The sequence below is a fragment of the Micromonospora sp. NPDC005194 genome (genome assembly GCF_040608335.1).
Lineage (GTDB): Bacteria > Actinomycetota > Actinomycetes > Mycobacteriales > Micromonosporaceae > Micromonospora.
Genome location: NZ_JBEXIA010000031.1, coordinates 40,165 through 63,494, shown reverse-complemented (window position 1 = coordinate 63,494; position 23,330 = coordinate 40,165). Strand labels below are relative to the sequence as shown.

The 23,330-nt window shown below is 74.3% G+C and carries 22 protein-coding genes; 3 read left to right on the top strand and 19 right to left on the bottom strand.

Annotated features, from left to right (window positions below; translation table 11 throughout):
* Positions 1-2: 2 nt before the first annotated feature.
* The 16 genes from ABZU53_RS23770 to ABZU53_RS23695 are packed head-to-tail and all read right to left on the bottom strand — an operon-like array spanning position 3 to position 16,004.
* On the bottom strand, positions 3-2,783 hold the full coding sequence (locus tag ABZU53_RS23770; RefSeq protein WP_355067554.1) for a cytochrome P450: 2,781 nt from the start codon (positions 2,781-2,783) through the stop codon (positions 3-5).
* Positions 2,784-2,786: 3 nt separating this feature from the next.
* Positions 2,787-3,545: a class II aldolase/adducin family protein gene (locus ABZU53_RS23765; protein ID WP_354855249.1), complete on the bottom strand. Its 759-nt coding sequence runs from the start codon at positions 3,543-3,545 to the stop codon at positions 2,787-2,789.
* The gene (locus tag ABZU53_RS23760) at positions 3,538-4,230 is read right to left on the bottom strand and encodes a DsbA family protein (protein WP_355067552.1); all 693 of its coding nucleotides are present in this window, start codon (positions 4,228-4,230) and stop codon (positions 3,538-3,540) included. The genes ABZU53_RS23765 and ABZU53_RS23760 overlap by 8 nt, the downstream gene beginning before the upstream one ends.
* Entirely contained in the window at positions 4,230-5,138 is a 909-nt protein-coding gene (locus tag ABZU53_RS23755; protein WP_355067550.1) for a thioesterase family protein, read from the bottom strand. Before ABZU53_RS23755 ends, ABZU53_RS23760 begins: the two co-directional genes overlap by 1 nt.
* Positions 5,135-5,944, bottom strand: a complete 810-nt coding sequence (locus ABZU53_RS23750) for an alpha/beta hydrolase (RefSeq protein WP_354855246.1) — start codon at positions 5,942-5,944, stop codon at positions 5,135-5,137. Before ABZU53_RS23750 ends, ABZU53_RS23755 begins: the two co-directional genes overlap by 4 nt.
* A complete protein-coding gene (locus ABZU53_RS23745) occupies positions 5,941-6,960 on the bottom strand; it encodes a beta-ketoacyl synthase N-terminal-like domain-containing protein (RefSeq protein ID WP_355067548.1) in 1,020 nt (339 codons plus the stop codon). Before ABZU53_RS23745 ends, ABZU53_RS23750 begins: the two co-directional genes overlap by 4 nt.
* Complete coding sequence (locus ABZU53_RS23740) at positions 6,957-8,069, bottom strand: beta-ketoacyl synthase N-terminal-like domain-containing protein (RefSeq protein ID WP_355067546.1); 1,113 nt, start codon at positions 8,067-8,069, stop codon at positions 6,957-6,959. The genes ABZU53_RS23745 and ABZU53_RS23740 overlap by 4 nt, the downstream gene beginning before the upstream one ends.
* A gap of 3 nt (positions 8,070-8,072) precedes the next feature.
* Positions 8,073-9,107 (bottom strand): beta-ketoacyl synthase N-terminal-like domain-containing protein, encoded by a 1,035-nt coding sequence (locus tag ABZU53_RS23735; RefSeq protein ID WP_355067545.1) that lies wholly within the window; start codon positions 9,105-9,107, stop codon positions 8,073-8,075.
* A complete protein-coding gene (locus tag ABZU53_RS23730) occupies positions 9,104-10,309 on the bottom strand; it encodes a beta-ketoacyl-[acyl-carrier-protein] synthase family protein (protein WP_355067543.1) in 1,206 nt (401 codons plus the stop codon). The genes ABZU53_RS23735 and ABZU53_RS23730 overlap by 4 nt, the downstream gene beginning before the upstream one ends.
* A gap of 2 nt (positions 10,310-10,311) precedes the next feature.
* On the bottom strand, positions 10,312-10,566 hold the full coding sequence (locus tag ABZU53_RS23725; protein ID WP_355067542.1) for an acyl carrier protein: 255 nt from the start codon (positions 10,564-10,566) through the stop codon (positions 10,312-10,314).
* A gap of 18 nt (positions 10,567-10,584) precedes the next feature.
* A complete protein-coding gene (locus ABZU53_RS23720) occupies positions 10,585-11,058 on the bottom strand; it encodes a beta-hydroxyacyl-ACP dehydratase (RefSeq protein WP_355067541.1) in 474 nt (157 codons plus the stop codon).
* The gene (locus tag ABZU53_RS23715; RefSeq protein WP_355067540.1) at positions 11,058-11,528 is read right to left on the bottom strand and encodes a hypothetical protein; all 471 of its coding nucleotides are present in this window, start codon (positions 11,526-11,528) and stop codon (positions 11,058-11,060) included. Before ABZU53_RS23715 ends, ABZU53_RS23720 begins: the two co-directional genes overlap by 1 nt.
* Positions 11,525-12,277: a 3-oxoacyl-[acyl-carrier-protein] reductase gene (gene fabG, locus ABZU53_RS23710; protein ID WP_355067538.1), complete on the bottom strand. Its 753-nt coding sequence runs from the start codon at positions 12,275-12,277 to the stop codon at positions 11,525-11,527. Before fabG ends, ABZU53_RS23715 begins: the two co-directional genes overlap by 4 nt.
* A 12-nt stretch (positions 12,278-12,289) precedes the next feature.
* Entirely contained in the window at positions 12,290-13,543 is a 1,254-nt protein-coding gene (locus ABZU53_RS23705) for a CoA transferase (RefSeq protein WP_355067536.1), read from the bottom strand.
* A 5-nt stretch (positions 13,544-13,548) separates the two neighbouring features.
* A complete protein-coding gene (locus ABZU53_RS23700) occupies positions 13,549-14,688 on the bottom strand; it encodes a steroid 3-ketoacyl-CoA thiolase (RefSeq protein WP_355067534.1) in 1,140 nt (379 codons plus the stop codon).
* Positions 14,689-14,729: 41 nt separating this feature from the next.
* Positions 14,730-16,004, bottom strand: coding sequence for a cytochrome P450 (locus ABZU53_RS23695; RefSeq protein WP_355067532.1), 1,275 nt, complete (start codon positions 16,002-16,004; stop codon positions 14,730-14,732).
* A 78-nt stretch (positions 16,005-16,082) separates the two neighbouring features.
* Between ABZU53_RS23695 and ABZU53_RS23690 the strand changes: the two genes are divergently transcribed.
* From ABZU53_RS23690 to ABZU53_RS23680, 3 genes are read left to right on the top strand one after another with little or no spacing between them, the layout of a single operon-like run.
* Entirely contained in the window at positions 16,083-17,294 is a 1,212-nt protein-coding gene (locus ABZU53_RS23690) for a cytochrome P450 (RefSeq protein WP_355067530.1), read from the top strand.
* Positions 17,291-18,499, top strand: coding sequence for a cytochrome P450 (locus tag ABZU53_RS23685; RefSeq protein WP_355067529.1), 1,209 nt, complete (start codon positions 17,291-17,293; stop codon positions 18,497-18,499). The genes ABZU53_RS23690 and ABZU53_RS23685 overlap by 4 nt, the downstream gene beginning before the upstream one ends.
* A 34-nt stretch (positions 18,500-18,533) precedes the next feature.
* The gene (locus ABZU53_RS23680; RefSeq protein WP_355067527.1) at positions 18,534-20,795 is read left to right on the top strand and encodes a xanthine dehydrogenase family protein molybdopterin-binding subunit; all 2,262 of its coding nucleotides are present in this window, start codon (positions 18,534-18,536) and stop codon (positions 20,793-20,795) included.
* A gap of 211 nt (positions 20,796-21,006) precedes the next feature.
* On the opposite strand, the gene ABZU53_RS23675 is transcribed toward ABZU53_RS23680, so the two are convergent.
* Genes ABZU53_RS23675 through ABZU53_RS23665 form a run of 3 tightly spaced genes read right to left on the bottom strand, consistent with a single transcriptional unit; the run spans position 21,007 to position 23,277 of the window.
* Positions 21,007-21,201: a ferredoxin gene (locus tag ABZU53_RS23675; RefSeq protein WP_234584997.1), complete on the bottom strand. Its 195-nt coding sequence runs from the start codon at positions 21,199-21,201 to the stop codon at positions 21,007-21,009.
* Between the two features lie 3 nt (positions 21,202-21,204).
* Positions 21,205-22,230: a methyltransferase gene (locus ABZU53_RS23670; protein WP_355067525.1), complete on the bottom strand. Its 1,026-nt coding sequence runs from the start codon at positions 22,228-22,230 to the stop codon at positions 21,205-21,207.
* Positions 22,231-22,239: 9 nt separating this feature from the next.
* A complete protein-coding gene (locus ABZU53_RS23665) occupies positions 22,240-23,277 on the bottom strand; it encodes a methyltransferase (protein ID WP_355067523.1) in 1,038 nt (345 codons plus the stop codon).
* Between the last annotated feature and the right edge of the window lie 53 nt (positions 23,278-23,330).

Below are 23,330 nucleotides of genomic sequence, written 5' to 3'. Positions count from 1 at the left end.
GGTCACTCCCCTTCCGGCGCGACGTCGAAGCGCGCGGGCATCGCGGTGACGGCGTTCATGAAGTTGGTCCGCATCCGGCGTACCGGCCCGGTCAGTCGGAGCCGGGCCAGATGCGGACGGATCGCGGTGAGGAAGGCCGCCATCTCCAGCCGCGCCAGGTGCGCGCCCAGGCAGAAGTGCGGACCGATACCGAACGCCAGGTGCGGGTTGGGATCGCGGGCGAGATCCAGCCGGTCGGGATCGGTGAACGCGGCCGGGTCCCGGTTGGCCGAGATGTAGTAGACGACGACCTTGTCCCCGGCGGCGATGCGGGTTCCGTCGAGGACGGTGTCGCGGGTGGCGGTGCGCCGGAACTGCATGATCGGCGTGACCCAGCGCAGCAGCTCCTCCACCGCGCTCGCGGTCAGGTCGGGCTCGGCGATCAGCCGGTCCCGCTGCTCGGGATGCTCCAGCAACGCCTGCACCCCGTTGGAGATGAGGTGCCGGGTGGTCTCGTTGCCGGCGATGACCAGCAGCAGCCACAGCTGGCACAGCTGCGCGTCGGTCAGGCCCCGGCCGTCGGCCTCGGCGTGCACGAGGAGGCTCAGCAGGTCGTCGGTGGGCGCGGCCCGTCGCTGGGCCGCCAGCTGCCGGACGTAGGAGAAGGCCCCCGCGAAGGTGTCCCGGTAGCGCTGCACGCTGCCACCGCCGTAGCGGGGATCGTCGAACCCGACCAGGTTGTTGCTCCACTCGAACAGCAACCGGCGGTCCGCCCGGGGCACACCGAGCAGGTCGGTGAGGACGAGCAGCGGCAGCTCGGCCGCGAGGTCCGCCACCACGTCGATGTCGCGCGCGGCCACCGCCCGGGCGATGACCTCCTCGGCATGCCGGGTCACCAGCTCACCGAGGCGACCCACCGCGCGGGGTGTGAACGCCCCCGCCACCAGCCGCCGCACCCAGGCGTGCTCCGGAGCGTCCATGTTGATCAGAAGCTGCCGGTTGCGGTGCAGATCCTCCGGGGTCCGGGGGTCGGCGAGGAACGCCCCGCCGGCCGCCGACGAGAACGTCGCCGGGTCACGGGACACCGCGGACACCGCGGCGTGGCGGGTGACGGCCCAAAAACCCGGCCCCCGGGACCGCACCGACCGGTCCTGGTCGGTGCGGGTCAGCTCGACCTCCTCGACCCAGGCCACCGGCGCCGCCCGTCGGCGGCGGGCGAACTCGTCGTGCGGCACGCCGGTCAGGAAGGTCGCCGGGTCCGCGAGCAGGCCCGGCGACACCGTGGCCCGCCGGTAGCGGTCCCGCAACGCCCGGCGGGGCACCTTGCCGGTGGGCTCGCGCGGGATCCGGTCGACCACCTCGTACGAGCGCGGCACCTTGAAGCCGGCCAGGCTGGTCCGGCAGTGCGCGTCGAGGGCCTGCTCGACGCCCTGGACCGGCCACGCCGGATCGAGCTGCACCACCGCCCGGACCTGCTCGCCGAACTCGTCGTCCGGCACACCGATGACCACGCTGTCCTGCACGGCGGGGTGCGTCGACAGCACCGCCTCCACCTCGGCGGGATAGACGTTCACGCCGCCGGTGACGATCAGCTCCGCCGAGCGGCCGGTGAGGAACAGGTAGCCGTCGGCGTCCAGGTGGCCCAGGTCGCCGACGGTGAAGGTGTGCGGGGCGACGTGCGCCTGCTCGGTCTGCTCCGGAGCGTTGTGGTAGTGGAACCCCCGGCCCGGGGGCCGCCGGACGGCCACCCGGCCCTCCTGCCCGGCGGGCACCGGCCGGCCCTCGTCGTCGACCACCACCACCTCGGTCGGCGGCGCCGGCCGGCCCACCGTGCCCGGCCGGGCCAGCCAGGTGTGCGAGTCGGCCAGGGTGACGATGCCGGCCTCGGTCGCGGCGTAGTACTCCACGAACACCGGCCCCCACCACTCGATCATCGCCCGCTTGGTCTCCGGCGGGCAGGGGCCGCCGCCGTGCCAGATCCGGGCGAGGCTGGCGCCGGAGAACGCCGCCCGGGTCCCCGCGTCGACCCGCAGCAGGCGGATGAACTGGGTCGGCACCAGATGACTGATGGTGATCTTCTCGTCGTCGATCACGCGCAGCACCTCGACCGGGTCGAACCCGCGGCGCAGCACCAGCCCACAGCCGCGCAGCAGCGGAAACTGGGCGAAGAACAACTGCGCCGAGTGGTACCAGGGGCCGACCAGCAGCGCCTGCCCCTGCGTCGGAATGCCCAGGCCGCCGCCGAGCGCCTCGGTGGTGGCGGCCACCCGGTCGATCGGGGCGCCCACCTTGAGCAGCGGGTTGACCACTCCCTTGGGGCGTCCGCTGGTGCCCGAGGTGTAGAGCAGCACGCCGCCGGAGAGCGCCGGGACGCCCGGGCCCGCCGGCAGGTCGTCCACCGCCGTGAACCCGTCCCCGCCGTCGACAGTCACCAGCAGGTCGGGGCCGCCCGGCGTACGCGCCACCGCGTCGCGCACCGTCGGCGCGTACGCCTCCTCGGTGAGCACCGCCCGCGCGCCGCAGTCGGTCAGGATGTGGGCGATCTCCGGCGCGGTGAGGTGCCAGTTGACGGGCACCGCCACCAGACCCGCGTGCACGCAGGCGAGCAGCGCCTCGAACGTCTCGTGCCGGTTGCCGAGCACGAACGCCACCCGGTCACCGACGTCCAGGCCGGCCCCGCGCAGCACGCCGATCCACCGGTCCACCGACCGGTCCAGCTCCGCCCACGTCCGGGTGGTCCGCTCGTCGGTCAGCGCGACGTCGCCGGCCCGGTCCCGGACCATGGTCTTCAGCAGCTCGGCCACTCGTCACTCCTGTCTGGGCGTGGTGCCGTGCGTGAGGTCGGGGCTGACAGCCAGGACGTGCTCCGCGACCGGCCGGAAGTTCAGTCGGGCGATCTGCGCGGTGCCGATGTCCGCCCGCGCGGCCCGGGCCGCGTCGGCGGGGATCACCACCAGCTCGCCGGCTGCCTGGGCGAGCAGCTGCACCTGGCAGCAGCGGTCCATCGCCAGGAACCACCAGGCCGCCTCGGCCACCGAGCCGCCGACGGTGAGCAGCCCGTGGTTGCGCAGGACGACGGCCTTGCCGGTGCCCAGCGTCGCCGCAATGCGGTCACCCTCCGCGCCGTCGAGGACGACGCCGCCGTACTCGTCGTGGACCTCGTGGTCCTCGAAGAAGGCGCACGCGTCCTGGGTGATCGGCGCGAGCGGCCGGCCGAGCGCCGAGAACGCCCGACCGTGGATCGAGTGGGTGTGCGCGGCGGCCACCACGTCCGGGCGGGCCTTGTGGATGGCCGAGTGGATGGCGTACCCGGCGGGGTTGATCCGGCCGGAGCCGTCGACCACGTCGCCGGTGTGGTCGACGCGCAGCAGGTCGTCGTCGCGCACATGGGCGAAGTGCCGGCCGAACGGGTTGATCCAGAAGGTGTCCGGCTCGATCGGGTCCCGGGCGGTGACGTGGCCGCCAGCGCCCTCGTCGAACCCCGCGAGGGCGAACGCGCGCAGCGTGAGGACCAACTGCCGGCGGCGGTGGGCGCGTTCCTGTTCCGGGTCTCGTCGCTCAGCCACAGCCGCCTCCGGTGTCGGTGTCGTACCCGCCCACGCCCGCCGGCACCGCGGGGGGCGCGACCGGCGTGCCGGTCCGCTCGGCGTACGCGGCGAGGAAGTCGTCGACCCGGTCCACGCCCCAGAACCGGTGTGGACCCAGCCGCAGGTAGGGGATGCCGAAGATGTCCTCCTCGTACGCCCGCAGCAGGCACTGCGCCCCGGCCGCCCGGACGGTCTCGTCCTCCACCGCGCCGAGCACCACCGCCGGGTCCACCCCGGCCCGCTCGGCGACCTCGGCGATCACCTCGGGGGTGCACACGTTCTCGCCCCGCTGCCAGCGGGCGGCGATCACCTCCCGGTAGAACGCCTCCCCCGCGCCCTGTTCCCGGGCGGCCAGCCAGCCCAGGTGCGGGACCTCCCACCACGGGTCGATGTCGATCGGCCAGCGCATCGACAGGCCCAGCCGCTGGGCCTGCCGCTTGGCGTCCTGGAGCAGGTACAGGTGCTTCGGCTTGCTCATCTGCACGTAGTGGAAGGCGCCGCCACGGGCGGTCAGCGCCTCCCGCGTCCGCGCGTCCGGGTCCCAGTAGGGGATGAACTCCAGCACCTCCTGCGGCCGGCCCAGCGCCCGGGTCAGCCGCTCCACGGCCAGCCAGCTGTACGGGCTGCGGAAGGAGAAGTACAGGCGGGGCTGCTTGGTGGCCATCACCGCCGCCCGCCGGTCAACGCCGCCACGGTGTCCCCGTCGAGGGTGGCGAGCCGGCCCGCCTCCGGGCCGCGGCTGACCGCGTACCCGTGCAGGATGCTGGCCGTCGCCACCCGGACCAGGCGACCGTCGCGGACGACGTGGCAGTCCATCCGCGCGTCGTACGTGACGTCCTTGAGCACGTCGGTGACGGTGAAGCTGACCCACACGGGCTCGTCGAGGTGGGCGTCGCCGAGCACCTCGATGCGGGCGCGGGAGACCACCGGGATCCAGCCCCGCTCGCGCAGCATCCGGCCCACCGACACACCCCGGTCGGCGAGGTAGCGGTCCACCACCTCCTCCAGCAGCCGGACGTACCCGGAGTGCTGCATCCGCTGCGAGTACTGGCAGTAGAAGTAGGGCACCCGCCACGGCCACACGAATCCCGCCCCGGCGGCGCGCAACTCGTCGGCCGGGTCCGCGCCGGCGGGGGCACCCGGCTCGCCGGCGGCCGGCTCCTCGACCAGGCCGGCCAGCTCCGCCGGCAGCGGCGCCGCCTGCGGTACGTCCGCCTCCCGCACCAGGGCCACCCGCACCCGGGCCCGGCACACGGTGACGTCGGCGTCGCGGCGCACACCCATCCGCACCGCGAACCGGCCGTTGGCGGCGGTGCTCGCCACCACCGTCGCGGTGTCGTCGACGTCGAGGACGGCGGGCAGCAGCAGCGAACAGTCCCGGATCGACAGCCCCACCCCGTGCTCGTGGTAGAGCCGGCCGGGGCCGTGCCCCCGCTCCCGAAACCACTGCAGCACACCCTGCTCCACCAGGTACGCGAAGTGCTTGAAGCCGATCCAGGTGCGGATGTTCGCGCCCTCGAACCCGGGCCGGGCCGACAGCGTCACGGATGCGTTCTCAACCGCCGTGGTCACGGCGTACCTCCTCGGATCGCGGAGTCGGGGCAGACCTTCTCGACGAAGCCCGCGACGTGTCGGGCCACCTCGGCCGCCCGGTCGAGATGACAGAAGTGGTGAAAGTCCGGCTCCACGACGACGTGCGCGTCGGGAAGTTCGGCCCGCAGCGCGCCGACGCGCGGGCCGTCGAGGCCGGGGTCCCGGCCACCGGTGAGCACCATGGTCGGCACGGTCACCGCGTGCAGCGGCAGGCCGGCGGTCGCGGTGAAGTGGTCGAACAGCGTGGTGAAGCCGACCGGCCCGATCCGGTCCACCATGATGTCCCGCATGGCGGTCAGGGTCTCCGCGTCCAGGTCGGCCAGCCGGGGGCCGAGGCGGTGGCGCAGCCCCTCGTCGATGATCTGGACGAAGTTGGCCTGCGCCCGCTCGTGCACCGCCCAGGTGACCGCCAGGTCGGGCGGGCAGTAGAACGGCGCGATGAGCATCGCCCCGCGCGGCGCGACGTCCGGTTCGGTGGCGAGCATTTCCAGCACCGCGTTCGCGCCGAGCGAGTGGCCGACCACGACGTCGGGGGGCGTGGCCAGGGCACGGATGGCGGCGGCGAGCCAGGCGCCCGGGGTGCCCCGACGCCGCCAGCGGTGATCGGTGCCGGCCTTCCACGGCAACTCGGCCGCGAGCAGCCGCCAACCGGTGGGCAGCCGCTGCGCCAGGGGTCGCCAGCTCCGCCAGGCGTCGGACATACCGTGCGCGAGCAGCACGGTCGGCGTTCCGGTGTCCGGGCCGGCGAGCCGGTGCACGGCGACCGCCGGTGGCGTGCCGCTCATCGCCGCGCCGCCCGGACGTCGAGTTCGCGCATGCCGTCGACGGGGTCGCCGCAGCGGACCGTGACGTTCGGGGTGGCGCCGACCAGGCGTACGGCCAGCGCCGTGTGCACGACCCCCGCGGCGCCGTAGTGGTCGCCCGCCACGGCGGCCGCGTCGACCAGCGGGCCGCGTGGTGTGCCGTCGACGGGTACGCCCGACCGCACCGGCCCCAGCAGGGCCAACGGGTGCGGCTCGGCGTCGACCCGGCCGAGCAGCAGGCAGGCCGCCCCGGCGCGCAGCGGGCGGGCGGCGGTGGCGCCGTCCCGGGCGGCGTGCAGGGCCTGGGCCTGCGGGTCGTCCGGCTCGGTGCCGACCACGACGGCCCGGTCGGCGCGGCCGGTACGCAGCAGCAGCCCGGCCAGCCAGATCGCGTCCAGGCCGGCGGTGGCCCCGGAACAGACGGTGAGGTTGGGGCCTCCGAAGCGGAACCAGATGGCGATCGCGCCGGCGATGACGTTGCTGGAGGCGTTCGGCGCCTCCAACGGGCCGACCTCGCGCGGGCCGCCCTCGCGCAGTCGGCGGGCGATGTCGCCGACGGTGGCGACGTTGCCCAGGTTGGAGCTGACCACCACGGCGGTACGCGGATCCGCCGGCCCGCTCGGGCGGGGCGCCTTCGGCGCGCGGCCCAGCGCCCGGTGCACGGCGCAGAGGGCGAGCCGGGTGGCCGGCTCCTTGGCCAGCAGACCCTTGCGTCCCAGCAGGTCGGCGGCCCGCTCGGGTGGGCAGGCGGGTTCCTCGTCGGCGACCCACGCCCCGCCGACACCCGCCGGCAGGTCGACTCCGCGCAGGCTTGCTCCCGGCAGGTGCAGTGCCGCCGCGAGAACGGCGGCCACCGGTCGATCCGGGTCGGCCCCGGGCGGCGTGTCCGCCGTGGACCGTCCCGGCCGGGTCACCTGGCCCGGCCGGCGGGACGCGGGCGGCGGCACGCTGCGATCCGGCGTCGGGGCGAGGTGCCCGGCGTGGGCGCGGCCGGTCATCGCACCGCCTCCAGGAGGGTGACGGCGTTGAGACCGCCGAAGCCGAACGCGTCCACCTGCGCCACCCGGACGTCCGCCCGCACGGCCGCGTCGCGGACCAGGCGCAGCGCGGCCGCCTCGGGCGCCGGCCGGGTCAGCCCGACCACCGGCGGCACCCGGCCGGTGCGCAGGATCTCGACGGCGACAGCGACGCTGAGCAGCGCCGATCCTCCCGACGTGTGGCCGACGGCGCCCTTGAGGGCGGTGACCAGGGGGCCGGGCTCGCAACCGGCGAACACCTCGGCGATGACCCGCGCCTCGGTCTCGTCGTTCAGCGTCGTGCCGGTGCCGTGCGCCAGCACCAGGTCGACCTGGTCGGGCCGGCGCGCGGCGCGGTGGTGAGCGTCGTGGACCGCCCGCAGGATGCCCGCCGGATCGGGCGCTGTCTCGTGTCCGGCGTCGCAGGACAGCCCGGTGGCGAGCAGCCGGGCCAGCCCGCCGGGTCGTTCCGGCTCGACCACCAGCACCGCCGCGCCGTCGCCGAGCAGCACACCGGCCCGGTCGGCGTCGAAGGGCTGCACCCGGCTGGTCGGGCGGGCGGCCACCCGGCCGATCATCGCGAGCATGGAGGCGCTGCTGCCGTCGGTGCCGCCGACCAGCACGGCGTCCGCCTCGCCGGTCTCCACCAGGTCCTGTGCCAGGGCGAGGGCGGAACCGCCGGCGCTGCACGCGTTGGCCAGGGTGACCACCTGCCGCACGCCGGACGCCGCGCTGGCGACGGCGTCGGCGAAGTGCAGCCGCTCGGCGGGGAAGTCGACCGTGCCCGCCAGCGCCGCCCGTTCCACCTCGGCCGACTCGCGCAGCCCGGTGCCGACGAGACCGACCACCCGCTGTCGACGGGGATCGAGGCCGGCGGCGGCGACGGCCTCGGCCACGCAGTCGGTCAGCCAGCGGCTCGGGCCGAACGGCGCGTCGTCGTCGATCGGGTAGCCGTGGCCGACCCCCACCCGGGCCGGGTCCGACCGCCGCAGCCCGGCGGCGCCGCACGCGCCGCGCAGCAGCGCCGCGACGGTGGCCGGGCCGTCGCCGAAGCAGGTACGGACCGCTGTGGCGGTGATGGTGGCGGACATGTCCTACCCCCGCACCACGGCCGCGGCGACCGCGCCGTCGCGGGACCGCCCGACGATCAGCGCGGGCCGACCGCGCGCGTCCGGGTCCTCGGCGTAGCGGCCCAGCAGCACGCCCAGCGCCAGCGCGCCGGTGGCGGACTGACAGTCACCGAGCGCCGGACGCACCGACAACCGCTGCGCGGCCGCCGGCACCACCTCGGACAGGCTGTCGGCGTCGAGATCGCCGCTGGCGATCGCCCACACGTCGGCCGGGCGGACCTTCGCCGTGGCCAGCGCCCGACGTACGCAGCCGGCGAGCCCGTCGACGCTGGGCTCCGGCTGGAAACCGGTGGCCACCGCGAGCACCTGGGCGCGCGGCGCCCCGGTGCGGCCGGGCGTCGGGCGGCAGAGCAGGTAGACCGCCGCGGCCTCACCGGCCGGGCCGGCGCCGGTCAGCTGCGCCGCCCACGCCGTGTTCGGCGTGTACTCCTCGACCCCGCCGACCAGCAGGGCGTCGACGTACCCCCGGCGCAGGGCGTTGAGCGCGTAGCGCAGCGCGTACAGGAAGGCGAGCGGGCCGCCGGCCACTGTGGCGTTGACGCCGCGCAGCCCGTAGCGGATCGCGGCCTGGCCGCTGGCGCAGTTCATCACCGTGTTCGGAAACAACACCGGGTTGACCAGGTACGGCTTGTCCTGCACCAGCGTCTCGCGGGAGAAGTCCATCGTCGACTTCAGGCTGCCGGTGGTGGTGCCCAGCACCACGCCGACGCGGTGCCGGTTGTCGTCGTCGGGGGTGAGGCCCCCGTCGGCCAGCGCCCGCCCGCAGGCCACCATGGCCAGCGCGGTCGCCCGGTCCAGGAAGCTGGTGCCCTTGCGGCCCAGCAGCCGGCGTACGTCGAAGTCGGCGATCGCCGGCGCCTGCTCGGTGGGCAGCGGCTCGTCGAAGCGGTCGCGCACGTCGACGCCGACGACCGTGCCGGCGCGGACGGCGGCCAGCAGCTCGGTGACCGAGTCCCCGGCCGCGCTGAGCACTCCCCAGCCGGTCACCAGGCCGGTCACCGGATCGCCCCGAAGATCGTGATGGCGTTGTTGCCGCCGAACGCGAAGCCGTTGTTCTGCGCGACCCGCACCGTGGCCGGCCGGGCCGTGTTCGGCACCGGGTCGATCCACGACAGCTCCGGGTCGGGGGTGGCCCAGTTGATGGTCGGGGGCAGGAACCCGTGCCGGATGCCCAGCGTGGTGGCGATCGCGCCGAACCCGCTCGCCGCGCCCATCGTGTGGCCGAGCATCGACTTGATCGAGCTGACCGGCGGCACCCGGTCGCCGAACACCGCCCGGATGGCCCGCGCCTCGCACAGGTCGTTGGCGGGTGTGCCGGTGCCGTGCGTGCTGATGTAGTCGATGTCCTCCGGTTTGACGCCGGCGTTCTCCTGGGCCAGCCGCATGCACGCCGCGACGCTCTCCTCGTTGGGCGCGACCATGTGGTGGGCGTCGCAGTTGACGCCGTACCCGAGCACCTCGGCGTAGATCCGGGCGCCCCGGTCCTGCGCGTGCTCCAGGGTCTCCAGCACCAGGGCCGCGCCGCCCTCACCGGTGAGGATGCCGGAGCGGTCCCGGTCGAACGGCCGGCAGGCCCGCTCGGTCAGTGCGCCGAGCCGGTAGAAGCCGGCGTGCGCCCACCGGCACACCGAATCGGCGCCGCCGGCCACCATCACGTCCGCCTCACCCCAGCACAACAGGTCGTACGCGTACCCGATGGCGTAGTTGCTGGCCGAACAGGCGGTGGTGAGGGTGACCGACTCCCCGGCCAGCCCCAGCTCCGCGCTCACCGCATAGGACAGCCGCTCGGCCGGCGCCTGCCGCAGCGCCTCGGCGGACATGGCCGGGTAGCCGCCGGCCACCAGCTCGGCGGTCAGCTGCTCCACCACCGTGGACTCACCGCTGGTGGTGCCGACGACCGCGCCGACGCGCGCCGGGTCGGTGGCCGGCAGCGACAGACCCGCGTCCATCGCGGCCAGCCGGGCAGCCGCCGCCGCGAACAGCGCCGAGCGGCCCCAGTCGGCGACCCGCAGCCTCCGCAGCAGCGCCTCCGGCCGGAACGCGGGCACCTCACCGGCGAAGTGGTGCGGGAATCCGCTCGCGTCGAAGCTCGTGATGGGCGCGGCGGCCGACCGGCCGGAGCGCAGCCCGGCGGTGAACTCGTTCACGCCGATGCCGATGCCGGACACCGGCCCGAGCCCGGTGACGACCACGCGGTGCACGGTCAGTCCTGCCAGCCGGCGTGTCGCGCCACCACCTCGTGGACGGCCTTGAGGCTGCGCATCTCGTTCAACTCGGCCTGCGGGATCTCCACCTTGTACTTCTTCTCGATCCGGGCCAGGATCTCGATCGCCCGCAACGAGTCCGCCTCGTACTCCTCGACGAAGTCGGCGGTGTCGGCGACCTCCTCGGGTTCCAACTCGAGCACCTCCGCCACGATCTCCCGCAGCTCCGCCATGTGCTTGTCGCGTTCACTCATCGGGGTTCCCTCTTCCTCTCATCGTTTCCGCTCCGCGATGGCGTCGACCGGTCGGACGACCGCCATCATCGAGCCGAACTCCGCCACCTGGTCGGTCCCCACCCAGCTGGATCCGGCGGCGAACGCGGCACCGTGCACGACCTGTTCCAGTCGAACCCGGTGCCGGATCACGTCGCCCGGGTACACCGGGCGCAGCAGCACGCAGTCCCGGGCCGCGGTGAACATCGGCAGCCCGGTCGTGCCCGGCCCGCGCGACAGCAGCCAGAGCACCGCCGCGCCCTGACCGAACGACTCGATCAGCAGCGAGGCCGGGTAGGCGTACCGGTCGGGGGCCTGCCCCTCGGCGATCCCCCGATAGCAGGGCTCGCAGCCGGTGACCGCCTTCACGGCCTCCAGGCTCACTCCCGGCTCGACGCTGTCGACCCGGTCGAGCAGCAGCATCGGGTACCGGTGCGGCAGCAGGGCCCGCAGCTCGCCATGGTCGAGTCTCATCAGGCGTTCCCGCCGTCCGCGCTCGGCCAGCGGTAGACGGCGCGCACCGTCGCCGCGTGGACCCCGTCGCCGCGTACGCACCGGGCGGCGACGTCGAAGGACTGGTCGTCGCCGACCGGGCCGACCGACGCCTCGACGATGAGCGTGTCGCCGGCCAGCAGCGGGGCGAGGAACCGGGCGGATCGCAACCGGTGCAGCTGGGGCAGCCGGCCGGCGCAGTAGCCGACCGCCGACGTCACGGCCTGCCCGATCGTCTCCAGGGTGAACACGCCCGGATAGACGGTCAGCTCGGGGAAGTGCCCGGCCAGGTAGACGTCCGCGGCGTCGACGGTGGTGCCGGCGCGCAGGCTGATCCCGCCACGCGGCCCGGCGGACACCTCGACCCAGTCGATGGCCGGCAGAGGCGCCGCCGCGGCCTCGTACGTGTCGACGGGGCGGGTCGCGGCGCTGAACGCGGGTGCGGCGGTCACAGCACGATCCCCCCGTCCACCCGGATCACCTGGCCGGTGACGTAGCCGGCGCGGTCGGAGAGCAGGAACTCGACCAGGTCGGCGACGTCGGCGGGCGCACCGAAGCGGCCCAGCGGGATCTGCCCCAACGCCTGCTCGCGCAGCTTCGCCGGCAGCGCGGCGGTCATGTCGGTCTCGATGAAACCGGGGGCGACGACGTTGACCCGTACGCCGTACCCGGCGACCTCCTTGGCCAGCGACAGGCTGAGCCCGATGATGCCGGCCTTGCTGGCGGCGTAGTTGGTCTGCCCGGTGTTGCCGGTGATCCCGGCCACCGAGGACAGGTTGACGATGGCGCCGCGGCGTCGCTTGAGGAAGCGGAACGCGACGGTCCGGCAGGTGTTCCAGGTGCCGGTGAGGTTGGTGCCGATCACGTCGTGCCACTCGTCCGGGGCCATCAGCACCAGCGGCCGGTCCCGGGTGATGCCGGCGTTGTTGACCAGCGCGGTGAGCGGCCCGAGGTGCTGCTCGGCGGCGGTGACGAACGCGTCGACCGCGTTCGGGTCGGTCACGTCGCACGGCCCGAACCACGACCCGACCCCGTACGCCTCGACCTCCGCCCGGGTCTTGTCCGCGGCCTCGCTCGGCGCGCTGTAGCAGCCCGCCACCGCATACCCCTGCGCCGCGAGTCGCAGCGCGACGGCCCGGCCGATTCCCCGGGACACCCCGGTCACCAGCGCGCAGCGCGGCGCGTCGCCTGCCGTTGTCATGTCACCCCCTGCTCATCCGATGGCCCGTTGCGCGCGCAGCCGGTCACGCGTGGCCGCGTCGACGCCCACCTCGTCGAGAACCCGGTCGGTGTCCGCGCCGGGCTCGGGGGCGCCGGAGCGGACGGCGGTCGGTGTCCGGGAGAACTTGACCGCCGGCCCGGTCAGCGGCGCGGTGCTGCCGTTGGACAGCACCGTCTCCTGCACCATGGCCCGGGCGTGCACCTGCGGGTCGGTCGCGGCCTCGGCGAAGGTCCGCACCCGCTCGGCGGTGATCCCGTTGGCGTCGAGGATGTCGACCACCTCGGCGCAACTCCGCCCGGCGCACCAGTCGGCGAGGACCGCGTTGACCGTGGCGCGGTTGTCGCGGCGTTCCTCGTTCGTCGCGTACCCCGGCGCGCGGGCCAGTTCCGGGCGGCCGACGACCTCGGCCAGGCGACGCCAGGAGCGGTCCAGGGCGACCGCCACGTAGACGTGGCCGTCGGCGCACCGGAAGCAGCCGGCCGGCACCACGAAGTCGGCCTGGTCGCCCCAGCGGCGCAGCGGCACCCCGGTCGCGCCGAGGGTGAGGTAGCCGTTGCTGGAGAACAGCAGCGAGTCGAGCATGCTCACGTCGACGTGCTGACCCTCGCCGGTGCGGTCGCGGTGGCGCAGCGCGGCGAGCGCGCCGATCACCGCGTGCAGCCCGGCGAGGTCGTCGGCGAGGAAGGTGGGCGCCTTCAGCGGAGCGCCGTCGGGGTCGCCGTTGAGCGCCATCCAGCCGGCGGCCGCCTGGGTGGTCGGGTCGTACCCGGGTCGCTGCGCGTCGGGGCCGTACTGGCCGTAGCCGGAGACGGAGACCAGCACCACGTCCGGCCGGACCGCACGGCACGCCTGGTAGCCGACGCCCCAGGCGTCCAGCGTGCCGGGCTTGTAGTTCTCCACCACCACGTCCGCGGTGGCGACGAGCCGCAGGAAGACCGCGGCCGCGCCGGGGCGGCGCAGGTCGAGCCCGATGCTGCGCTTGTTGCGGTGCACGCTCTGCCGGAACCAGGACAGGCCGGTGCCGGGAATGTCCGGGGGCATCAACCCCTCCCGGTTGCCGGGCATCTCCACGCGCAGGACGTCCGCGCCGAGGTCGGCCAGGACGCAACTCGCGATCGGGCCGGACCAGACCTTCGTGACGTCCAGGACCCGTACGCCGTGCAACGGCCCGGTCAGGTCGTGGCGGGCGTCGGCGTAGAAGGCCGCGGCGTCGCGGGCCGGCGCGGTGCGCGTCTCGGTGTCCATGCCGCCTACTCCCGCACCAGCAGCGACGCCGTGCCGAGCGAGCCGCCGCAGCACATGGTGACCAGGGCGGCCTCGCCGTCGGCGCGTTCCAGCTCGTGCAGGGCGGTCACCAGCAGCCGGGTGCCGCTGCTGCCCAGCGGGTGCCCGAGCGAGATGGCGCCGCCGTTGACGTTGACCCGGTCCAGGTCGGCGTCGTGGTGCGCGGCCCAGGACAGCACGACCGCGGCGAACGCCTCGTTGACCTCCACGACGTCGATGTCGTCGAGGGTCCTGCCGGCGCGCTTGAGCAGCTTGCGGGTGGCCACCGTGGGGCCGTCGAGCAGGTAGTAGGGGTCGGCGCCGGTGACGACCTGGTGCGCCAGCCGGGCCCGGGGCCGCAGGCCGTGCGCGTCGGCCCGCTCCCGCGACATCCACAGGATCGCCGCGGCGCCGTCGGAGATCTGCGAGGTGGTGCCGGCGGTGTGGATGCCGTCCGGGAGCACCGGACGCAGGGCGGCCAGCCCGTCGGCGGTGGTGTCGCGGATGCCCTCGTCGGCGTCGACCGACCTGCCGTCGGGCAGCGGCACGGGCGTGATCTCCCGGTCGAAGCGGCCCTCGTCGCGGGCCCGCGCCGCGCGCTGCTGCGAGCGCAGCCCGTAGGCGTCGGCGTCCGCGCGGGTCAGCCCCTGCCGGGCCGCGATCCGCTCGGCGCCGCCGAACTGCGCCTTCGGCGGATCGTCGTACGGGTAGTCGGGTGTCTTGTAGTGGCCGGGCCCCTGGTAGAGGTTGGTGCCGACGGGCACCCGGCTCATCGATTCCACGCCGCAGGCGATGCCCACGTCGATGGCGCCGGCGGTGATGAGCGCCGCGACCAGGTGGTTGGCCTGCTGCGCGGAGCCGCAGGAGGCGTCGACGGTGCTCGCCGCGACCTCGTAGTCGAGTCCACTGTTGAGCCAGGCGTTGCGGGTGACGTTGAGGCTCTGCTCGCCGACCTGCGTGACGCAACCGCCGATGATCTGCTCCACCTCGCCGGGTGCGATGCCGGAGCGGCGCAGCACCTCGACCTGCACGTGCCGCAGCAGCTGCACGGCCTTGAGGCCGGACAGCGCACCCTCGCGCCGGCCGATCGGCGTCCGCACCGCCTCGACGATCACCGCCTCCGGCATGGACTCCCCCTCCTGGTCGGCGCGTGGTGGTTCGCTGGTGCTCAGGCCGGGACGAGCCGGACGCGCAGCTCCTCCAGGCCCCGGAACGTGCTGCTGTGCCGCCATTCGAGGTCGATCTCGTCGGCGTCCGGGTCGGCCAGCTCGATGACCGCGAACCGGTCCACCAGGCGGCGGAAGGCGATCTGCCCCTCGGCGCGGGCGAGCTGCGCGCCGAGGCAGTGGTGCGGGCCCCAGGCGAACGACAGCGGCGTCTCCGGCGGTTCGGCGCCGGCGAAACGGGCGATGTCGAGCCGGTCCGGGTCGGCGTAGCGGGCCGGGTCACGGTTGGCCGCGCCGATCAGGGTGATGACGTGTTCGCCGCTCTTGAGCGGGGTGCCGTCGACGAAGGTGGTGTCCTCGAAGGCGGCCCGGCCCAGCACGTGCACCGGGGAGTCGAAACGCAGCAGCTCCTCGACCGCGGAGCGGGTCAGCTCCGGTTCGGTGCGCAGCCGCTGCAACTGGTCGGGGTTGCGGCACAGCGCGTGCGTGCCGAGCCCGATCAGGTCGGTCATGGTCTGGAAGCCGGCGCCGAAGAGCAGCACGATCACCTGGATCAGCTCGTCGACCGAGAGCCGGTCACCGTCGATCTCGACCTGGCCGAGCGCGGAGGCGAGGTCGTCGCGGGGATCCTCGCGGCGCTTGCGGACCAGGTCGGCGAAGTACTCCTCCATCTCGCCGAGCGCCTGATCGGATGCCTTGAGCACCTCCTCCGGGGCGAAGATCTCCAGCCCGCCGGACGCGGCGCGGGTGAGCCGGCGCAGCAGCGGCCAGTCCTCCGGCGGCACGCCGACCAGCTCGCCGATCACCATGACCGGCAGCGGGAAGCCGAACGAGCCGACGATGTCGACCTCGCCGCCGCCGGGGCCGATGCGGGCGGTGATGTCGTCGAGCAGCCCGTCGACGAAGGCGGTCAGTCGGGGGCGCAGGGTCTCGGTACGCCGCGGGGTGAACACCCGGCTGACCAGCCCGCGCAGCCGGGTGTGCTCCGGCCCGTCGAGGAACAGCAGGGTGCGGGCGCCCTCGCGGCCACGGGAGTCGCCCATCCGGGGGCGTTGCGCGGACTTGTCCAGCGACGGGTTGCGCAGCGCGGCCCGGCAGTCGTCGTACGCGGTGAGCACCCAACCCACACCCTGACCGGGCTGTTCCATCCGGTACTTGGGCGCTGCGGTCCGCAGCGCGTGGTAGTGCGGGTACGGGCTGCTGACGGTGGCCGGGGCCTTCATCAGCAACTCCATCGCGATGATCCGGGGGTCAGCGCTCACCACGGTCTCGGTCATGGCTCGGAAGCCTAATAGTGTTTCGCGTATCTCGGAAGTACTTGTTTCTCGTATCTTTGGTTGAGCATACTGGCGGGCATGACCTCGGCCCGTACCGGCATGCCGCCGAGATTCGACGCCCGTGATCCCGCGGTGGTGGCCGACCCCTATCCCACCTACGCGGCGCTGCGGGCGGCCGGCCCGCTGTGCCGGATGGGCCCCGGCAGCTGGGGTGTCACCCGCTACGCCGACGTCGCCCGGCTGGTCCGCGACCCGCGCCTGGGCAGCGAGTTCCCGGTCGCCTACCACCGGATGTCGGCCGGCGACGGCGCGGCCGGCGACTTCTTCGGCAGCATCATCCTCTACCGCGACCCGCCCGAGCACGGCCGGCTGCGGCGGCTGATGGCCAAGGCGTTCAGCCCCGCCCTGGTCCGCCGGCTGCGCCCCCGCATCGAGCAGATGGTCACCGAGCTGCTGGCCCCGGCGACCCGCACCGGACGTTTCGACGCGGTCTCGGATCTCGCTTTTCCCCTGCCGGTGATGGTGGTCTGCGCCCTGATGGGCATCCCGCCGGCCGACCACGAGCGCATCCGCCCGTACGCGCTGGACCTGAGCAAGGCGTTCGCCGCGATCGTGCCCGACGACGACCGCCCGGCCGCCGACCGGGCGGTCGAGTGGCTGCGCGGCTACCTCGGTGAGATCCTTCAGCGGCGTCGCGCCGAACCCGGTGAGGACCTGCTGTCCCGGATGCTGGCCGCGACCGACGACGACGGCGCCATGCTCGGCGACGACGAGATCGTGGACAACGCGGTGTTCGCCTTCTTCGCCGGCTTCGAGACCACCACCAACCTGATCGCCACCGGGGTGGCCGCCCTGCTCGATCACCCCGACCAGCTCGCCCTGCTCCGGTCGGACCCGACCCTGACCCCCCGGGCCGTCGAGGAGTTCCTGCGCTACGACGCCCCGATCCAGGGCGTCGCCCGCCTCGCCCGGGAGGATCTGGACGTCGGCGAGCGCACCATCCGCGCCGGCCGGGTGCTGATCCTGCTGCTGGGCAGCGCCAACCGCGACCCCGACCAGTTCGCCGCCCCGGACCGCCTCGACATCACCCGCGCGGAGAACCCGCACCTGTCCTTCGGCGGCGGCATCCACCACTGCCTCGGCGGCTACCTGGCCCGGGTGGAGGCGCAGGTCGCGTTCGAGACCCTGCTGCGCACCTTCGGCACGCTGACCCCGGCCGGCCCGGCCCGCCGGCAGACCGACGGGACGCTGCGCTCGTACGCCAGCGTGCCCGTGGCGGTGCGGCCGTGAGCCCCGCCGGCCGCGTCCTGCCGGCGCGGATGGACCCGCTCGCGCCCGAGGTCGTCGCCGACCCCTACCCGACGTACGCGCGGATGCGGGCGGCCGGCCCGCTGTGCCGCTTCGGGCCGGCGAGCTGGGGCGTGACCCGGCACCGGGACGTGGCCGCGCTGCTGCGCGACCGCCGGCTGAGCAACACCTTCCCGGAGGACGACCCGCAGTTCCGGATGGCACAGGATCTCTCCCGCGAGGTGTTCCGCCGCATCATTCCCACCCGCGATCCGGACGACCACAGCCGGCTGCACCAGCAGATCGTCCGCGCGTTCAGCCCCGGCGTGGCCCGGCGCACCGCGAGCCGCGTCGGTGACCTCGTCGACGAGCTGCTCGCCCCGGCGCTGGACGCCGGCCGCCTGGACGCCGTCGCCGACCTGGCGTTCCCGGTCGCCGCGACAGTCGTGTGCGAACTCATCGGCCTGCCGGCGGCGCGGACCCGGGCCGAGGTCTGGCCCCGCTCGGCGGCGCTGGGCCGGGCCTTCACGCCGTTCCTGCCCGAGGCCGACCGCGCGGCGGCCGACGAGGCCCTCGCGTGGCTGCGCGGGTACGTCCGCGACCTGCTCGCCGACCGGCACGCCGATCCGAACGGCGACCTGCTCGACCGGATGCTCGCCGTGGCGGACCCCGCCGAGGGGATCGACGAGGTCGTCGACAACATCGTCTTCCTCTGCTTCACCGGCTACGAGACGACCATGAACATGGTCTGCACCGGCAGCATCGCCCTGGCCGACCGGCCCGACGAGTGGCGTCGGCTGCGCGCCGACCCGTCGCTGGCCGCCACCGCGGCCGAGGAGTTCGTCCGGTTCGACGCCCCGATCCAGTACACCGCGCGGCTGGCGTTGGCCCCGATCCCGGTCGGCGACCGGGTGATCCGGCCCGGCCGGTCGGTCTTCCTCCTGCTCGGCTGCGCCAACCACGACGAGGACGTCTTCGCCGACCCCGCTCGCGTCGACATCGGCCGGCACCCCAACCCGCACGTCGGCTTCGGCGGGGGCGTACGCGGCTGCCTCGGCGCCGCGCTGGCCCGCATCGAGGGAGCTGTCGTCTTCGAGCGGCTCGCGCACCGGCTCACCGACATCGACCTGGCCGCCGACCCGGTCCGCGAGCCCAGCGCCCTCTTCCGGTCGTACGCGTCGATCCCGCTCGCCGTCACCCCCGCCTGAGCGGGCGCCGGGCCGCAGCAACCAGGAGTCGCAGATGTCACTGATCGGCCGACCGGTCCGGCGTACCGAGGACCGCGCCCTGCTCACCACCGGCGGCACGTACGTCGACGACGTGCGGGTGCCCGACTCGCTGGAGCTGGTCGTCGTCCGCTCGACGGTGGCCCACGGCCGGTTGCGGGGCGTGGACACCGACGCCGCCCGCCGGGCGCCCGGCGTGGTCGCGGTGTTCACGGCGGCGGACGTGGACCTGCCGCCGCTGCCCCCCGAGGCCGGGGTGTTGAACCAGAAGATGACCACCCCGGTGCTCGCCGACGGCGTGGTGCGCTTCGTCGGCGAACCCGTCGCCGCGGTGCTGGCGACCAGCCGCGCCGAGGCGGTCGACGCCGCCGCCCTCGTCGCGGCCGACATCGCGCCCCTGCCGGTGCTGGTCGACGTCGAGGAGGCCCTCGCCGACGAGCTGGTGCTGCACCCCGAGGCCGGCACGAACATGGTGCTCAAACTGGGCTTTCGGCGCCCGGCCGGACGCGCCGAGCTGCACGAGGGCGCCGAGGTGGTCGTCCGGCAGCGGATGCGCAACCCCCGGGTCGCGCCCTGCCCCCTGGAGGCCCGCGCCGGGCAGGCCGAGTGGGGGCCGGACGGGCTGCGCTACCGCGCCGGCAGTCAGGCCGTGCACCTGTGGCGCGGCCAGCTCGCGGCGGCCCTCGGTGAGCCGGAGGACCGGGTCCAGGTCGTCAACGGCGACGTCGGCGGGGCGTTCGGCTCCAAGGCGTTCGCCAGCCGGGAGGACGTCCTCGTCGCCTGGGCCAGCCGTCGGCTCGGCCGCCCGGTGCGCTGGGCGGAGACCCGCAGCGAGAGCATGACCGCCGCCGGGCACGGCCGGGCCCAGCACCAGAGCGCCGAGCTGGGCGGCACCCGCGACGGGCGGATCGTGTCGTACGCGCTGGAGGTCGTGCAGGACGCCGGGGCGTACCCGCGCATCGGCGCGATCCTGCCGTTCTGGACCCGGACGATGCTCACCGGCCCGTACGCGATCAGCCGGGCGAAGTTCAGCTCGTCCAGCGTCACCACCACGACCACACCCGTGGTGTCGTACCGGGGCGCCGGGCAGCCGGAGGCCGTCGCCGCGCTGGAGCGGATGGTCGACGTGTACGCGGCGGAGATCGGCCTGGACCCGGCCGAGGTGCGTCGGCGCAACCTGCTGCCGCCGGAGAGCTTCCCGGTCACCACGATCACCCGTGCCCGCTACGACACCGGCGACTACCCGGCGGCGCTGGAGCGGGTGCTCGCCGAGGCCGACTACCCGGCGTTACGCGCCGAGCAGGCGGCCCGCCGCGAGCGCGGCGACGTCCAGCAGCTCGGCATCGGCCTGTCCACCTTCGTGGAGATCACCGGCGCGGACACCCGCAGCGAGTACGCCTCGATCCGCGTCGACACCACCGGTCGGTTCACCGTCGGATCAGGCACCTGCCCGCACGGGCAGGGTCATGTCACCGCGTGGGCGATGCTCGCCGCCGACGTGCTCGCCGTGGCGCTGGACCGCGTCGACGTACGCCACTCCGACACCGCGACGATCCCCGCAGGCGGCGGCACCGGAGGGTCCCGGTCGTTGCAGACCGGCGGCATGGCGGTCCGCGAAGCGGCCCTGGCCCTGGTGGAGCGGGGCCGGGACGCGGCGGCCGGACACCTGGGCGTGGCCCGCGACGAGGTGGAGTACACCGAGGGACGGTTCCGCTCGACCACCGGGCACGTCGTCCACTGGACCGAGCTGGCCACCGCCGACGGGCCTGGCGGTGGGCTGTCGGCCGAGGCGACCTTCCAGCCGACGGCGGCGACCTGCCCGTTCGGCGCGCACCTGGCGGTGGTGCTGGTCGACACCGAGACCGGTCAGGTGACCCTGCGCCGGGTGGTGGCCGTCGACGACGCGGGCGTGCTGCTCAACCCGCTGCTGGCCGAGGGGCAGGTGCACGGCGGCCTGGCGCAGGGCGCCGGTCAGGCGCTGGTGGAGGAGGTCCGCTTCGCCGCCGACGGCACGCCCCTGCACGGTGACCTGCACCGGTACGCCATGATCGGCGCGGCCGAGCTGCCCTCGTTCGAGACGGTGGCGACGCAGACCCCCACTCCGGTGAACGCGCTGGGCGCCAAGGGCCTGGGCGAGTCGGGGGCTGTCGGGTTCCCGCCGGCGGTGCAGAACGCCGTGGTCGACGCCGTCCGCCACCTCGGCGTGCGGCACATCGACATGCCGGTCACCGCCGAGCGGGTCTGGACGGCCATCCGGGAGGCGTACGCCGTCCGCTAGCTCCGACGCCACCGCGCTCCGCGGGCGGCGGGCGGCGGGGGATGTTTAGGCCCGTCCTTTGCTCTGCTTCAACCCACGCAACACCACGCGTCCGTTATCCGGACACCGGGTGTTGCCTCCGTTGAAGCAGAGCAAAGGATCCGATGCGCAGGCGTAGCCCCTACGTCCTCGACCCGGTGCAGGCACGGGCGTGCCGGGATCGGGTACGTCGTCAGTCGTCCACGACGGACAGCGCCTGCTTCGGGCAGCGGCGGGCGGCCTCGCGCACCCGGTTGGCCAGCGAGCCTTCCAACGGCTGTTCGGTGATGTGCAGACGGTCGTCCTCACCGACGTCGAACACCTCCGGCGCCTGCCCCACACAGACCGCGTTGCTCTCGCAGCGGGAGAAGTCCACGACCAGTCGCATCGCTCACGCCTCCGTCTTCGCGACGATCTCGAGGATGGGGAACATCATGGTGGGCACGCTGCGCGCCAGCCGCAGGTCGGCGGCGTCCAGCAGCCGTTCGATGTGCTCGCGGGAGCGGGCGCCGCCGCCGACCATGGCCAGCAGGAGCAGGTCGTAGAGGCGGCCCACGTCGAAGCGGTCGCCGGCCTCGACCACCGGCTCCAGCACCAGCAGCCGACTGTCGGGCCGCATCGCCGCCCGCACGGCGCTCAGCAGTCGTACGGCGTTGTCGTCGTCCCAGCCGTAGAGGATCCGCTTGAGCAGGTACGCGTCCGCGCCGGCCGGGATGGTCTCGAAGAAGCTGCCGCCGGTCACCGTGCACCGCTGGGCCACGCCGAGCTTCTGCAGCACCGGTTCGGCCTCGGCGACCACGTGCGGCAGGTCGAACAGGGTGCCCTGCAACTGCGAAAAGCGGGCCATGATGCCGCCGAGGAAGGCGCCGTTGCCGCCGCCGACGTCGACGACTGTGGTCAGCTCACCCCACGGGTACGCGGGCAGCGCGGCCCGCAGCTCCAGCCGCGTGGCCGCCTGCTGGGAGGCGTCGAAGCGGGCGCTGTCGTGCGGATGGGCGGCCATGTACGGCCAGTAGCCCTCGGGGTGGACCTGGTCGAACGACGCCTCTCCGGTGCGGATGCTGTGGTCGAAGTGGGCCCACGCCTCGATGTCGGGCTCCAGCAGCGGGTACGCGTCGCGCAGCGACAGCGGGTGGTCGGTGCGCAGCGGCTCGGCGAGCTTGGTCAGGCCGAACACCTCGGGTTCGACCTCGGTGAAGATGCCCTTGCCGGCGAGCGCCCGCAGGGCGCGCAGCAGCGACGGGGCGTGCGCGCCGGTGGCCTCGGCCAGTTCGGCCACCGGCCGTGGCCCGTCGACGAGCTGGTCGGCGACGCCCAGCTCGGCGACCGCGCGCACGGTGAACGGCACGATGTAGTCGGCCAGCTCGGTCAGTCGGAACACCGACTCGATGTCGATCCGGGGTCGGCTCGGGGCCATCGATACCTCCTAGGGGGATGTCAGCTGCGGCCCGGCGGGACCGGCGGCGATCACGGTGAGCGTGGGCGTGGCGACGACCCGGTCCAGCCGCAGGCCGGCGCCGGCCAACAGGTCGACGAGGTCGTCGCGGGTGCGGTGCCGACCGCCGGTGAGCACCAGGGTGTGCAGGTCGACGAGCTTCGCGACGTCGAAGACATCGCCGGTGGGGATGATCGCTTCCAGCAGCAGCAGCCGGCTCCGCGGGCCCATCGCCGCGGCGATGCGGCGCAGGATGGCCGTGGCGTCGGCGTCCTCCCAGCCGGGCAGGATCGTCTTGAGCACGTACAGGTCGGCGCCGGCCGGCAGCGGGTCGAAGAAGCTGCCGGCCACGATCCGGCACCGGTCGGCCACCCCGGCCCGGGCGAGCAGAGCCGGCGCGGCGGCCACCACGTGGGGCAGGTCGAGCAGCGTGCCGTGCAGCTGCGGGCAGCGGCTGAGCAGGCCGGCCAGGAACGCGCCGTCACCGCCGCCGACGTCGACGACGTGGCCGGCCTGCGCCCACGGCCACGCCGGCAGCACGGTGCGCAGGTGCAGCCGGGTGAGGCTCGACATCCAGCGGTCGACGGCGAGGCTGTCGGCGGGGTGCCCGGCCAGGTAGGTCCAGTAGTCGGCGCCGTGGACGCGGGGGAAGGCGGCCTCCCCGGTGCGCAGGCACCGGGTGAGCCCGGCCCAGGCGCGCACGTCCGCGGCCATCAGGGGGTACGCGTCGCGCAGCGACAGCGGGTGGTCGGTGCGCAGCGGCTCGGCGAGCTTGGTCAGGCCGAACACCTCGGGTTCGACCTCGGTGAAGATGCCCTTGCCGGCGAGCGCCCGCAGGGCGCGCAGCAGCGACGGGGCGTGCGCGCCGGTGGCCTCGGCCAGCTCGGCCACCGGGCGCGGCCCGTTGACGAGCTGGTCGGCGACGCCGAGCTGGGCGATCACCCGGATGGTGAACGGCACGATGTAGTCGGCGAGTTCGGTGAGCCGGGTCAGCGCACCGAGGTCGGTACGGGGCCGCGCCGCCAGCATCAACCGCCTCCACTATCACGTGTCTTGTATCTCGTGTATCTGCACACTAGCTT